The organism is Bordetella genomosp. 12 (genome assembly GCF_002261355.1).
Lineage (GTDB): Bacteria > Pseudomonadota > Gammaproteobacteria > Burkholderiales > Burkholderiaceae_B > Bordetella.
Genome location: NZ_NEVU01000002.1, coordinates 996,961 through 1,010,324, shown reverse-complemented (window position 1 = coordinate 1,010,324; position 13,364 = coordinate 996,961). Strand labels below are relative to the sequence as shown.

Annotated in this window: 10 protein-coding genes; 2 read left to right on the top strand and 8 right to left on the bottom strand. The window is 62.0% G+C overall.

Going from position 1 to position 13,364, the window contains the following annotated elements:
* Positions 1-59: 59 nt before the first annotated feature.
* Complete coding sequence (locus CAL22_RS10205) at positions 60-1,679, bottom strand: thiamine pyrophosphate-binding protein (RefSeq protein ID WP_094812781.1); 1,620 nt, start codon at positions 1,677-1,679, stop codon at positions 60-62.
* Between the two features lie 159 nt (positions 1,680-1,838).
* Between CAL22_RS10205 and CAL22_RS10200 the strand changes: the two genes are divergently transcribed.
* Positions 1,839-2,762 (top strand): LysR family transcriptional regulator, encoded by a 924-nt coding sequence (locus tag CAL22_RS10200; RefSeq protein ID WP_094812779.1) that lies wholly within the window; start codon positions 1,839-1,841, stop codon positions 2,760-2,762.
* A 155-nt stretch (positions 2,763-2,917) separates the two neighbouring features.
* The gene (locus CAL22_RS10195; protein ID WP_094812777.1) at positions 2,918-3,889 is read left to right on the top strand and encodes a Bug family tripartite tricarboxylate transporter substrate binding protein; all 972 of its coding nucleotides are present in this window, start codon (positions 2,918-2,920) and stop codon (positions 3,887-3,889) included.
* Positions 3,890-3,936: 47 nt separating this feature from the next.
* Here CAL22_RS10195 and CAL22_RS10190 read toward each other — a convergent pair whose 3' ends face one another.
* From CAL22_RS10190 to CAL22_RS10160, 7 genes are all read right to left on the bottom strand, one after another.
* Complete coding sequence (locus tag CAL22_RS10190) at positions 3,937-5,550, bottom strand: N,N-dimethylformamidase beta subunit family domain-containing protein (RefSeq protein ID WP_208621945.1); 1,614 nt, start codon at positions 5,548-5,550, stop codon at positions 3,937-3,939.
* 85 nt (positions 5,551-5,635) lie between these two features.
* Entirely contained in the window at positions 5,636-6,610 is a 975-nt protein-coding gene (locus CAL22_RS10185) for an ABC transporter ATP-binding protein (RefSeq protein WP_094812773.1), read from the bottom strand.
* Entirely contained in the window at positions 6,607-7,590 is a 984-nt protein-coding gene (locus CAL22_RS10180; RefSeq protein WP_094812771.1) for an ABC transporter ATP-binding protein, read from the bottom strand. Before CAL22_RS10180 ends, CAL22_RS10185 begins: the two co-directional genes overlap by 4 nt.
* Positions 7,590-8,483 (bottom strand): ABC transporter permease, encoded by an 894-nt coding sequence (locus tag CAL22_RS10175; protein ID WP_094812769.1) that lies wholly within the window; start codon positions 8,481-8,483, stop codon positions 7,590-7,592. Before CAL22_RS10175 ends, CAL22_RS10180 begins: the two co-directional genes overlap by 1 nt.
* Positions 8,476-9,420, bottom strand: coding sequence for an ABC transporter permease (locus CAL22_RS10170; protein ID WP_167383588.1), 945 nt, complete (start codon positions 9,418-9,420; stop codon positions 8,476-8,478). The genes CAL22_RS10175 and CAL22_RS10170 overlap by 8 nt, the downstream gene beginning before the upstream one ends.
* Positions 9,421-9,429: 9 nt before the next feature.
* Complete coding sequence (locus CAL22_RS10165; RefSeq protein WP_094812767.1) at positions 9,430-10,980, bottom strand: ABC transporter substrate-binding protein; 1,551 nt, start codon at positions 10,978-10,980, stop codon at positions 9,430-9,432.
* Positions 10,981-10,993: 13 nt separating this feature from the next.
* Positions 10,994-13,306 (bottom strand): penicillin acylase family protein, encoded by a 2,313-nt coding sequence (locus tag CAL22_RS10160; protein ID WP_208621944.1) that lies wholly within the window; start codon positions 13,304-13,306, stop codon positions 10,994-10,996.
* Positions 13,307-13,364 lie beyond the last annotated feature (58 nt).

Sequence of the window (13,364 nt, the reverse complement as noted above, 5' to 3'; positions counted from 1 at the left end):
GATCCATCAGGATTTTTTCAGCAATGGCCCGGCGGGCGCCATCGCGAGGCCGGGCGGCCTCAGGGCAATACACTGCCCAGGCTGCTGGCGACCTCGATGAACACCGGTCCCGGCGCTGCCAGGCCCCGGGCGATCGCCTCATCGATCTGCGCGGCCTCGGTAATACGTTGCGCGGGCATGCCGTAGGCGCGCGCCAAAGCGAGGAAGTCAGGGTTGTTCAGGGCGGTGCCGCTGACGCGCCCGGGATAGTGGCGCTCCTGGTGAATGCGGATGGACGCATAACTGCCATTGTTCGACACGATAAACAGGATAGGCAGGCGGCGCTCCACCGCCAAGATCATTTCGTTGCCCGTCATCAGCAGCCCGCCATCGCCCACCATGCAGACCGCGCGCTGCCCGCGCAGCGCGGTGGCGATGGCCGACGGCACGCCGTAGCCCATTGCGCCGGCGATGGGCGACATTAACCGCTGCGGATAGACAAACGGGAAGTGCCGGTACACCGGGGCGGCGAAGGTGCCCGCGTCCAGGCAGACGGCAAGGTCGGCGGGCGCCTGCCGCGCCACACTGTGCACCACGGCCGCGAAGTCCACCCCATCCTGGGGCGTGCGCTGGGGCCAGGCCGCGCGGGCTTCGTGCAGCGCCCGCAGGCGCGCGATCCACGCCTGACGCTCGGGCGCGGCCGGGCCGGCGCGCAACGCCAGCGCTTGCGCCAGGGCCTCGGGGCTGCAGACCAGCCCGTAATCGGCGGCGTGGTTCAACCCCACGATATGCGGATCGGGATAGCAGTGCGCCAGTACCTGCCGCGGTTGCGGCAACGCCGGGAAGGCATAGCCCTGCGTGGGAATGTCGCCCAGGCGCGTGCCCAGCGCCAGAATGAAATCCGCCTCCTCGAAAGCGGCGATCTGGGCGGCGGGATTGGCCAGGCCCAACTCACCCACGTACTGCGGATGCGTATTGGGAAAGACATCGTGCCGCCGGAACGACACCGCCACCGGCAGCGCCCAGGCCTGAGCCAGGGCCAACAATGCCGCGCGTCCCTCCCCCTGCTCCAACGTACCGCCGGCAATCACCAAGGGCCGCTGCGCGCGCTGCAACGCGTGCGCCAGATCGTCCATCGTGCGCGCATCGGGCAAGGTTGCCGCATGGCCGCGCGCCTGCCACTCGGGCTGTTCGGTCTCTTGCTGCTGGATGTCTTCGGGAATGACCAGCACCACCGGGCCCGGTGTGCCGGTCGTCGCCAGGCGGACCGCTTTGAAAGCCGCCTCGGCCAACTGGCCGGGTTCGGTCGGCTCGAACACCCATTTCGCGATACTGCCGAACATCTTCTGGTAGTCGATTTCCTGAAAAGCCTCTCGCCGCAGATCTTTCTTGGCCACCTGGCCCACGATCATGATGAGGGGCACCGCATCCTGCTGCGCGGTGTGAACGGCAATGGCCGCATTGCTCATCCCCGGTCCGCGGCTGACCAGGGCCACGCCAGGACGGCCAGCCAGCCGCCCATCGGCCACGGCCATGTAGCCCGCCCCGCCCTCATGACGGCAGGTGACCGTATCGATCTGCGGAAAATCCACCAGGGCATCGAGAATGCCGAGATAGCTCTCGCCCGGGACGAGGAAGACCCGGTCCACGCCATTGGCGGCCAGAACGTTGAGCAAAGCGTGCGAAGAAGTCTGTGACATGGTGGCGGGCTGCGCAAAAGGTATCGCCCGCATTCTGGGCTCGGCCCCGGGCCGGCTTCAATATCCCCGCGCCGTTATCAGCTATGCCGGGCAGGCATGGCTTGCCAGCCGAAATCCAGGCATCATCGGCGTCATGGACCCGCCAGCCAAGGAATAGGCATGGATTTCAAGCGGCTTGAGTACTTTCTCAGTGTGGCCGAACACGGCAGTTTTTCCCGCGCGGCCAGCGTGATCGGCGTCGCCCAGCCGGCCCTGGGCCGTCAGGTGCAGCGTCTGGAAGAAAGCTGCGGCGCCCGCCTCTTTTACCGTCACGGACGCGGCGTCTCGCTCACGCCGGAGGGCGAAGCCTTCCGCCAACGCATTTTGCCGCTCATGCGGGAGCTGAGTTCGGCCATGACCGGGCTGGGCGACAGCGAGCGTCCCATCTCGGGGCTGGTCCGCATCGGCATCACGCCGACGATACTGTCCTTGCTGGGTCTGCCGCTGATCGAACGCCTGCGCGCACGCCATCCCGGCCTGCGCCTGAACTTCCTGTCCGGTTACAGCGGCTATGTCCACGAATGGCTGGTCGACGGCAGGCTGGATATCGCCATCCTGCACGATGCCCGCCGCTCCCGCCATATCGGCGTGGACTTTCTCGGCGAAGCCCGGCTGTTCCTGATATCCGCCCTTCCCCCGTCCGGACCGCGTCCGGTGGACATCGCGACCCTGGCGCAACTGCCTTTGGCTTTGCCCAGCGCCACGCATGGTCTGCGCCGCACGCTGGAAGCCGCCGCGGCCAAAGCCCGGGTCACGCTGCGGGTCGACTATGAACTCGACGACCTAAGTCTCATGAAAGCCGTGGCGGTCACCGGGGCCGCCCATACGGTTCTGGCCTTGCCGGCCGTGGCCGAGGAGCTGCGTGACGGCCGGCTGCACGCCACCGCGCTGGGCGCGCCGCAGTTGGCCACGCGCCTCATGGTCGCCACGTCGGTATCGCGTCCGCTGACCCGCGCCGCACGCACGGTCGCCGAAGCCCTGGCCCCCACCCTGCGCGACGCGCTGGCCGCCAGCGAGCGGGATCTGGGCATCGCGCTGGCCTGAACCTGGCGCGTCCTAGTACAAAAAAGCATAGCTGATACAAGCGCGGGACCATCGGTGCGAAGCCGTGGCGCGGCCAATAATGTGTCGCAAGGCGCCGTGCATTCAACATGGCGCATCGACACAGCGCGCCCAGACGCGCACCCAGGAGGAAGACTATGACCCGTCGCTGGACCTTTGCCCTGGCCTGCGCGGCCAGCCTGTTGACCTGCGCAAGCCACGCCGCCCAGGACTACCCCAACCACCCCGTCAGCATCGTGGTGCCCGTGGCCGCCGGCGGCGCCATGGACATCGCCGGCCGCGCGCTGGCGCAGCATCTGAAGGACGTACTGGGCCAGCCCGTTATCGTCGAGAACAAACCCGGTGGCAGCGGCAACATCGCCTATGGCCATGTCGCGCGCGCCAAACCGGATGGCTACACCCTGTTGTTCTCCTATGAGGGCTTCCATGCCGGCAACCCCGCGCTGACCCAGAATCTGCCCTGGGACCCCATCAAGAGCTTCACGCCCATCGCCGAAGTCACGCGCGGGCCGCACGTGATCACCGTACCGAAATCCTCGCCCGCCAAGGATCTGCGCGAATTCATCGCCCTGGCGCAAAAGCCCGACGCCAATCTCAACTACGCCTCTTCCGGCACGGGATCCATCCAGCACCTGGGTACCGAACAATTCAAACTGCTCACCAAGGCCCACATGACCCACGTGCCCTACAACGGCGCGGCGCCCGCCATGCAGGACCTGCTGGCCAATAGAGTCCAGCTGCTGATCACCACCCCGCCGACCGTCATCGGCCAGATCCAGGCCGGCCAATTGCGCGGCCTGGCCATCACCAGCGCCCGCCGTCATCCCATGCTGCCCGACGTGCCGACCACCGCCGAAGCGGGCCTGCCCGACTTCCAGCTCGAGGCCTGGTTCTCGCTGTTCGGCCCGGCCAACATGCCGCCCGACGTCGTGCAGAAACTCTCCAAAGCCATGCAGACCGTCGTGACCTCGCCCGCGTTCCAGGAGCAGATCACCAAACAGGGCAGCTACGCGAGCTATCAACCCCCCGAGGTCGTGGGTGCCACGCTGAAAAAAGATCTCGCCCACTGGGCCGATGTCGTCAAACAGGCAGGCCTCACGGCCAATTGAGGCAGCGCACGGTTATGTGGCCAGGCGCGGCAAGCCTGGCCAGCCCGCTACACGGATGTTTGCCGCGCGAGAAAACGTGCCAGCACATTACGTGTGACACCTTGGGTGTAGTAACAGTTGCGGGTCAGCCCCATGACCCATTCGCAGCTTCCAGCGGTGAACACCTCACCACGACCACGAGTAAACGACACCATCATGCCCGAACCGTATTGATGTCGTGCGATGGACTCGGGGCTGGAATCTCCGCTGAGCGCCTCGGCCTTGCGGGCCAGTCCACCATCTTTGAGATAGTAGCGAAAACCTTCGCCATCATGCATTTCTTCACCGTACAGAGCCGGTGACATCGCCAGGATCTGCGTATTCTCCGGCGCTCCGTCCTCGTGTGTGGGGTACGGCAGGCCATGGCGGAACGTATATTCCAAACCATCGACTTCATAGGCGAATATACCGGCCTGAGCGCCCATGACATCACCATAGTGCACGTCAAGACCGTGAAACGCCCAATGCTGCGGGCGGTAGATGGTAAAGCCCCGGCTCGCACGCGGGGCAAATCCGCCCCAAGACGAGTAAACACCTCGCATACCATTGACGCCAAAAGTCGTTGCGCCGGGCCAGTTGACGGCCTGCTCCTCCCAGGCCCCGGTGAGATAGGCGTGGTCGCAGCCTCCCCGTACCGGGTCCTCATCCTTGGCGCGCGCTTTGTAGCAAACCTGGCGTCTGCCTTCGTCCTCCAGGCGGATCTGCCACATAAAATTCCCGCCAAAGCGCGCCACCGCCCCGCCACGTTCAACGAAACCGTCGATGCTTTCGCGCATCTGGCGCGTCCAGTACTCATCGTGGCCGGCGATAACCACCGTGCCGTACGCCTCAAGCAATTCCGGACGGTAATGCAGGTCGGTTTGAGTCATCATGTCGAAGTGATAACCCTCACGCTCGGCCCAGATCACGAAATGCCGCTCGAACTGCGCCCAGCCGGAAGAAGCGTAATACTGGGCATAGCCATTCGTATAGGCCCACTCCTTGGTCGGATAGCGCGGAGCTTCCCAGGGTTCGCGTGGCACCGGGTCACACAGGCGCGGCGCGCCGGGCGGCAACCACACCAAGCCACGGGTCCAGGGACGTTGCACACTTAAGACCGGTGAAAAGTCACACCCATTCGGGCCGTCTATGCCGTCGTAGGCGTTTGCTCCCCCCCAATCGTTATAAGCCGTCCATGTCGAGGTCGACAACAAAAGCAAGAACCGTCCCGATGCTTTGGCTTGACCAATGGGGGGCCGCAGGACAAAGAAATGATGCTGCAAGAACCGGGACCCGTCAGGCCGCTGGCACCACGAAGCCACGCGATAGAAACCACTGACCGCATCTTCCGGAATCGTCCAGCGATGGGCTTCGGGCCACGCACACCCCTGGCGGTAGGCTTGCGCCGGCATGGGTACGAACTGGCCAGCTATGTTATCGGCGGCATGGACGCAAACAGCCTCCACGCCATCACGCCAGACTTCCAGACTGAAGTGAGCCGCGTTGCTCGACGCTCTGAAGACTACCGTATCGCCGGGCGCATACGAGAGATCATCGGTGTAGACATAGACTTCCGCCTGAGTTGGATCTTCGCGGGGCGCCTCGTACCAATGCGACAAATGCAGGCCTTGATCGGGATGCATGACACTGGTCGTACGGGCCCGCTGATTATGCGGGCCAAACTCTGGGCGGTTGCGGGGCATCGGGAAACTTCCTTGGTTTGAATGTTCAGCCACGGCCTTCGATCGTCTCGTGGTGATGGCATGCCACCATCCACCCGGGCTCGACATCCCGCAACTGCGGTTTTTCTTCGTGGCAGCGTCCTGTGGCGTAGGCGCAGCGTGGGCTGAGACTGCACCCTTTGGGCCGATTGAGCACGCTCAAGAGTTCGCCCTTGATGGGCGGCGGGCGAGGTCGCCCGACTTCTGGCCTTGGCACCGCTTTGAGCAAGGCCTGCGTGTAGGGATGACGCGGGCGGGAATACAGCCCTTCGCGCTTGCCCACCTCCACCACCTCTCCGGCATACAGCACTGCCACGCGCTGCGCGATCGCCCGCACGACGGCCAAATCATGGGCGATGAACAGATAGCTCAAGCCCAACTTCTCTTGCAAATCCATCAACAGATTGACGATCTGGGCCTGCATGGATACATCGAGCGAGGCCACAGCTTCGTCACACACCACGAATTCCGGATTCAAAGCCAAGGCGCGGGCGATGACGATGCGCTGCCGCTGCCCTCCCGAAAACTCGTGGGGGAATCGAGACGCAAAAGAGGGGGGTAGCCCCACCATCTCGAACAACTCGGCAATGCGCTCCTGACGCTCCCTCGAGCCGAGTTTCAGCGCGATATCGATGGGTTCGGCCACGGCATCACCTACGCGCATGCGCGGGTTCAGCGAAGAATAGGGATCCTGAAAAACGAACTGCAGGCGGCGCCGCACTCGTTCCAGTTTCTTCTTGCCGTCCAGACCCGTAATCGACTCCCCGAACAGGCATATCTCGCCTTGTGACGGCGCAAGCAGCCCTATCATCATCCGGCCGATGGTCGATTTACCGGACCCGGACTCGCCGACCAACCCCAATGTTTCGCCCAAGCCGATGTCAAAATTGACATCATTGACCGCCCGAAGGACGGCATTGCCCGCAGCGCGACCCAGTTTGAAGTCCCGTGTCAGCCCGCGCACACGTACGATTTCGCTCATGGGGTCGCCTCCAGGCTTAGGCGCCGCGGCGGACAGCGCAACAGCCGGTGTCCCTGCACGGTTTCGAGTGGAACCGCACGCGCCAGGCAGGCCGGCCGAGCCAACCCGCAGCGTGGACCGAAGCGGCAACCCTTGGGCCAGTTTCCGGGTGCTGGAATGTTGCCGGGGATGGCCGGCAGCCGACCCGGTACGCTATCGAGCCTGGGAATCGCGCGCAACAAACCTTCCGTATAAGGATGCAACGGACGTTCGAACATGTCGGCAGCATCGGCCTGCTCCACGATATGCCCGGCGTACATGACGATGACGCGCTGCGCAAACTCCGCCACCAACCCGAGGTCATGCGATATCAGAATCACCGACATACCGATTTCAGCCTGCAGTTCACGCAGGAGCTGCATGATTTGCGCCTGAATCGTGACATCCAGCGCGGTGGTCGGCTCGTCGGCGATCAGCAACCGTGGCCTACAGGCGATGGCCATCGCAATCATTACCCTCTGCCGCATGCCTCCTGACAATCGATGGGGATACTCGTCCACCCGCCGGGCCGCGTCGGGTATCCGGACCAAATCCAGCAGCTCAACCGCCCGGCGGCGAGCTGCCTGTCTGTCCAGACCCTGATGAATCCGCAAGGTCTCGCCTATCTGATCAGCGATGGTCAGCACAGGATTGAGCGAGCTCATGGGATCCTGAAAGATCATCGCAATATCTGCGCCGCGCACGCGCCTCAACTCCCTCTCACCCATACCCAGAAGATCGCTGCCGTCAAAACGGATGCTGGCCTCGGGCATCCGGGACATGCGCCGATGGTGCAAGCGCAGAATCGACAGCGCACACACACTCTTGCCGCTTCCTGACTCGCCCACGATACCCAATGAGGTATTGGCCTCCAGAGAAAAGCTAACGTTGCTGACAGCGCGCGTCCAGCCCGTGTCACCACGAAAATCCACGCTGAGGTTATCGACTTCCAGCAGGCTCATCAATTGCCCTCCACTTTCAGCCTCGGATCCAGGACATCGCGTAATCCATCACCCAACAGATTGATGGCAAGCGCTGAGAGACTGATCGCCAACCCTGGGAAGAGCATGATCCACCAGGCCTCGACCGCGTAATCCCGTCCTTCGGAGATAATGTTGCCCCAGCTCGGCATGGGCGGCGGAGGGCCGATCCCGAGAAAGCTCAAGGTGGCTTCAGCCAGAATCGCGTAGGCAAAAATGAAGGTCAGCGATACCAGCAACGGCGCCATCGTATTGGGAAATATATGACGCGTAAGAATGCGCCAGGCGCCTGCCCCGCTGATGCGTGCAGCGTCAACATAATCGAGACGCCTGATCACCAGCACCGACGCGCGAACGATGCGCGCGGTGCGCGGGATGTAAGCACTGGCTAGAGCAATGATGACGCTATGGATTTGGGGCCCAAGCACCGCATTGATGCCTATGGCAAGCAGGATGGCCGGGAATGCCAGCAACGCGTCCATGAATCGCATGAGCAGGGAATCCAGCCAGCTGAAGTAGCCCGCCGCCATACCGATCACTGCGCCGCCGATGGCGGCAAGAATGGACACCGTAAAGCCAATCCAGAGCGACAGACGCGCACCGTAGAGCACACGGGTAAACACATCCCGTCCGTACTGATCCGCTCCGAAAGGGTACTCCCAAGAAGGCGGATGAAATCGATTGGCGATCTGCATGGCCATGGGATCCCCCTTTGTCAGGAAGGGCGCACAGACCGCGGCCATTACGATAAGCCACAGCACAATGGCTCCCAGCCGGAAAGACCGGTGTCGCCACAGCCGTTTGAGCACCAGTGTCCTGGAATGGGTGGCGGGTGACTCCGCCGGGGCCGCAATGTGGGCGACGGTCTCAGTCATAACGCACTCGTGGGTCGAGAAAGGTGTAGACCACATCGATCAACACGTTGATAAGTACGAAGGCGAACCCCAGCAGCAACATCGTGCCCTGTACGGTGGGATAGTCGCGCGCCATGATGGCCTGCACCAGGAGTCTGCCGATTCCGGGCAGCGCAAACACTTGCTCCACCACGACCGATCCGCCTATCAAAAGGCTCAGTATGTATCCACCAACCGTCACCACGGAAACCAGCGTATTACGGAACGCGTGCTTGCTGACGGTCAGGAACTCCGAGACCCCTTTGGCGCGCGCCGTGCGAACATAATCCTGGTCCAGGATTTCAAGCATCTCAGACCTTGTCATCCTCGCCATGAACCCTATCTGAAACAAGGCAAGCACAACCGCGGGTTGAATCAATGCGCCGAGCCACTCCCAGAAACCATCCTCGATTGGCACGTAGCCGGCCGATGGCAGCCAACCCAGGTTCACGCTGAACAGGATGACCGACAGAGTCCCTATCCAAAAGCTCGGAACGGATACGCCGATCAGCGCGAACCCCATCACTGCCGAATCCAACCAGGAGTTGCGCCAGTAAGCGGCAATCATCCCCATCCCTATCCCAACCGGGAGCGTGATCGCGAAAGCGACTGTGGCGAGCGACAAGGTCACCGGCAAACGCTCGGCCACCGCTTGGAGCACCGGCTGATTCAGAATCAGAGACTCGCCGAAATTACCCTGAGCCAGATGAGTCAGCCATAACCACAATTGATCCAGCAACGGCCGGTCCAGCCCCAGGCTGTGACGGACCGCGGCGATGGCGTCCGGCCCCGCCTGATCTCCCGCGATGATGACCGCCGGATCTCCCGGCAGCATATGCATCAGGAAAAAAGTGAGGACCGCCACGATGAGCATCACCGGCAAAGCCTGTCCGATCCGGGTGAAAACGATGCGGTACATAGCCGATCCTTACTTGAGCCAGACGTTCCAGAAATGGTTCATGTAGTACGGCTCGAATCCACCCACTTTCCGCGTGTTCAGTATCTGGACGTTACCCCGGTCGGCAACCTTGATCAGATAGGCCTGATCCAGCACGCGTTGTTCGATATCCAGCCACGCTTTCTTTCGCCCCTCAAGATCGCCGGTCTTGTAAAACGTCTCATAAGCGTCATCCAGCACCTTGTCGTTCTTGACGTGCGGGAAGTTGTAAATCATCGACTGCCATTGCTGCGGCCCCAGGATGGGGTTAGAGCAGAAACTGGTCGTCGACACATTCCAATTGCCCTTGCCGGTTTGCAGATTGGAGGCGTTGCTGGTCCAGTCCGTGATGTCGATCTTGACGTTCATCCCGGCCTTCTTCAATTGCTCCGACAACACCAGAATGGAGTCGCGCATGTAGTCGTAGTTATTATTCGTCTGCAGGACTATGGGCTCGTCCTGATAACCTGCTTCTTTGAGCAGATCCCGCGCTTTCTTCGGGTCGTTCTCGTTGTAGCGGCCATTGGTGACGTCGCCGCCGTAGTACGCGCCGTCCGGATAGACCATAGAGTGATTCTTGCGCGAGGCGCCGATCACCTTCATGATATCGTCGACATGCACCGCCGTACGGATCGCCTGGCGCACCTGCGGCTTGTCCGTCGGTTGTTGCTGCGAATTGACGATGAAGTACTGTTGGCAATATGGATAAACCGTCACTTCCTCCAGGTGCTTCTGCGATTTCAAGCGCGCGGCCAGTTCGGGGGGCACGGTCGACGTGAACACGGCCTCCCCCGTCTGCATGGCCGCCACGCGTGCATTCGCCTCCGGTACAAAGTTGAACCGCACCGCATCGACATAGGCCGTACGCTTGCCGGCAAAGCCGTCAGGCCCGCTTGCGCTATCGTCGGCGACATAATCGGCAAACCGCTGAATCGTCAGATGGCTGTCCTTGACCCACTGCCCCAGCTTGAACACCCCCGTGCCGATGATATCGATCCCCCGAGCCGGCTTGTCTTTTTGCTCAGCGGGCAAAATCACGAAGGGATAAACCGGCGTTTTCAACACGTCCAGAAAAACCGAGTTGGGTTTCTTCAGTTCAATGACGAAGGTGTCGTCGTCTGGCGTGTCGTACTTCAGCACGTCATCGAGAACGGCCTTATTGGGGCTGACGCGTGCATAGCGTTCGAAGGTGGCTTTCACGTCGGCCGAAGTCATTGTTTTGCCGTTGTGAAACTTCACACCCTTACGAAGCAGGAACGTGAAGGTTTTCTGATCATCACTGACTTTGACTTCCCGGGCCAGCAAGGGCTTGGTGTTGTAGTGGGCGTCCATGGCCACCAGCCCCTCAAACAGATGATGGATGACTTCCAGGTCCACCATGCTCGCTGCCACCTGGGGATCAAGCGTACCGGGTCCCGACAGACTGGCATAGACCAGCGTTCCCCCCGTTTTCGGCTTTTCCTCCTGCGCGGCCAAGGCAGGCAGTGCAAGGCATAGCGCCGCGCATAAAGTGGCTTGCTTGATCGAGAATTTGGTCAGCATGGTTTTCCCCTTTTTACTGAGCAGACAGGGCCTGCAACGGCACGGTTAGATGGGTACGCGACACGGCGGCCGCATCGACCGCTTGGCGTGAAAATGGCGCTGGTACGAGCTCGCAACGCGCCCAATATGCATTTTGGTCTTCATAGTGAGCATGGCCAGGCTCGCCGGAGCTGCCATGCAGCACGACCCAGCGGCTGTTATCCCAGTCGGCCACGTCGAAGATGTAACGGGCCACGGGTCCATAGGTGGCCGCCAATCCGGAAGACGGATAGGCGCCATTGGCATTGACACAATCGCCATCGCCAGCCACGGGATTGGAGACCGGTGCAACAGCCTGCCCGGCGAAATGCAGACCTAGCGGATGCGCAAAGCGGGGACGATGCGCGCGCCCCCACGGCGACAGCGGCGCGGAAGATGCGACCCATTCGAGCGATTCCTTAATGATCTCGTCCCAACTGGCACCGTTAAGCAGACTGCAGTCATCACGTCGCAGTAACTCTGGCAACGACCACCACAGCTGATTGACGGGTACCACGCTAGGTGCCGCCATGCTGGCAAACGGGTCCGCGGCCGCATTCTCAAGTCCGCTGCGCTGCGCCAGCAGTCGGGTCATGGTCTGCCGCAGCGCCATGTAGGCGGTCGGCTCGACAGCATCCAGCACCATTTGTCCATTCCAGCCACTGAGCATGGCCTGCAGCGCCTTGGCAGCGCCCTCTTCCACAGATACGGCTGCGATTCTTGCGGCAATTTCTCGGGCCCTGGCGCTGCTCACATCGCCGAGAAGGGTTTGCATGTCATCAACGCAGGCCGCGGTCATCGGGCGCAGCAGATCCGCGATACGACAGGCGCGCGTCGACGGATGGCAATCCGTACAGAGGTAATCGCCCGCATCTTCCGGAGAAATGCGATTGTTGGCGGTCACGATCATCCCATCCGCCGGATCGACCACGCGCGGCATACGTGCCCAGGGGATAAAGCCCTTCCATTCGTGCTGCCCTGTCCACCCAGGCACTGGCAACCAGCCGTTGACGCGGTCGCGCTCAGGGACGATGGCGCGGACATTGACGCTGATATGCCCCTGCCGGTCAGCCGATACCACGCTGTGGTCGATAACCCCCCAGGCACGGCTGGCTTCATTAAAGTGCTGTACGTCGCCTGCCCGTAGCATGGGCAACAAGCAATCTAATGAACGATCCACCGGGTCGAGCTGAACGGAACGCAAGGCCACCGCGTGACGCCCCATGCGTGCAATGACAGGACCGTGCCGGGTATGCTCAATCGCCACCTGCACCTCGGCGCCATCTCTTACGGAGATGGCCTCTGTCCGGCTATCGGCCCGTTGCCATCCCGTCTCGGTTTCATAATGATCTGGCCGCGCAGGGTCGAACCGTTCCAGATAGAGGTCATGGATATCGGCGAAAGCGTGCGTCACACACCAAGCGACCGACTCGGTATGACAAAAGTGGGGAAAGGCCGGTACCCCAGGGACAGAGAAACCCAATGCGTCAAAATCGTCGCAACTCAGGTGAAGTTGCGCATACATTCCCGGGATCTCGTAAATACGATGCGGATCGCCTGCAACCAGCGGCAGGCCACTGGCAGTGTGGGCTCCCGATAGCGCCCAGTTGTTCGACCCCGCGATGGTGGCGTCTTCCGGTGCCAAGGCCAACAGCGCCTCGATCGCCGGGGCCAAGTCCTTCAGACCCGCGATCCAGCGTCCGGTCAAGGCGGCATCCTGCGGCGAAACATAGCGCTCCTGACCTCCGTCGTCGTAGCGCAGCCAACGTATGGCTTCGGGCCCGACGGTACGCAAGGCCGCCGCGCGCCACAGCTTGAACCATATGGATCCCATCAACAGACCTCGCTGGCGCATGACGGCCACCGATTGCCAGGGCTCCCAAGGCTCCGGTCGTTCACCGAGCAGCCGATACTCCAGCGGCAGGGGGAGCTGCGCCATGGCTGCATTGACGCCAGCCGTATAGCACTCCAGCATGCGCTGCGTTTCCCCGTTCAGATGCGCATAGTCGCGACGAGATGCCGCTTCCACGCCTAAGCGGCGCGCGAGGCTGTCGGCAGGCACGCCTTCGGCGCCGACCCATTCGGCGTAACGCCCGACCGCGCGGCGGCGCGCGGCATCCATCTGCCACATCCTGTCCTGCGCATGCACATATCCATTGGCGTAGAACAGGTCGTCTATACCTTGTGCCCGCACATGCGGTATGCCCCAACGGTCACGCAGCACTTCCGGGGATGACGACATCCAGCGCTCCTCATAGGGCTGGCCGACGCCAGCTAACACGTTATATAATATATTGTGTTTTTTCAAACCGGCCTGATATGGGGAGTTCTACCTATAAGGCCCTGCGACGCTAAATATCCCGCCA

Bases quoted from the DNA above. Each gene is read 5' to 3' on its own strand.
- CAL22_RS10205 (WP_094812781.1), bottom strand. From the start codon at position 1,679: ATGTCACAGACTTCTTCGCACGCTTTGCTCAACGTTCTGGCCGCCAAT.
- CAL22_RS10200 (WP_094812779.1), top strand. From the start codon at position 1,839: ATGGATTTCAAGCGGCTTGAGTACTTTCTCAGTGTGGCCGAACACGGC.
- CAL22_RS10195 (WP_094812777.1), top strand. From the start codon at position 2,918: ATGACCCGTCGCTGGACCTTTGCCCTGGCCTGCGCGGCCAGCCTGTTG.
- CAL22_RS10190 (WP_208621945.1), bottom strand. From the start codon at position 5,550: ATGCATCCCGATCAAGGCCTGCATTTGTCGCATTGGTACGAGGCGCCC.
- CAL22_RS10185 (WP_094812773.1), bottom strand. From the start codon at position 6,610: ATGAGCGAAATCGTACGTGTGCGCGGGCTGACACGGGACTTCAAACTG.
- CAL22_RS10180 (WP_094812771.1), bottom strand. From the start codon at position 7,590: ATGAGCCTGCTGGAAGTCGATAACCTCAGCGTGGATTTTCGTGGTGAC.
- CAL22_RS10175 (WP_094812769.1), bottom strand. From the start codon at position 8,483: ATGACTGAGACCGTCGCCCACATTGCGGCCCCGGCGGAGTCACCCGCC.
- CAL22_RS10170 (WP_167383588.1), bottom strand. From the start codon at position 9,420: ATGTACCGCATCGTTTTCACCCGGATCGGACAGGCTTTGCCGGTGATG.
- CAL22_RS10165 (WP_094812767.1), bottom strand. From the start codon at position 10,980: ATGCTGACCAAATTCTCGATCAAGCAAGCCACTTTATGCGCGGCGCTA.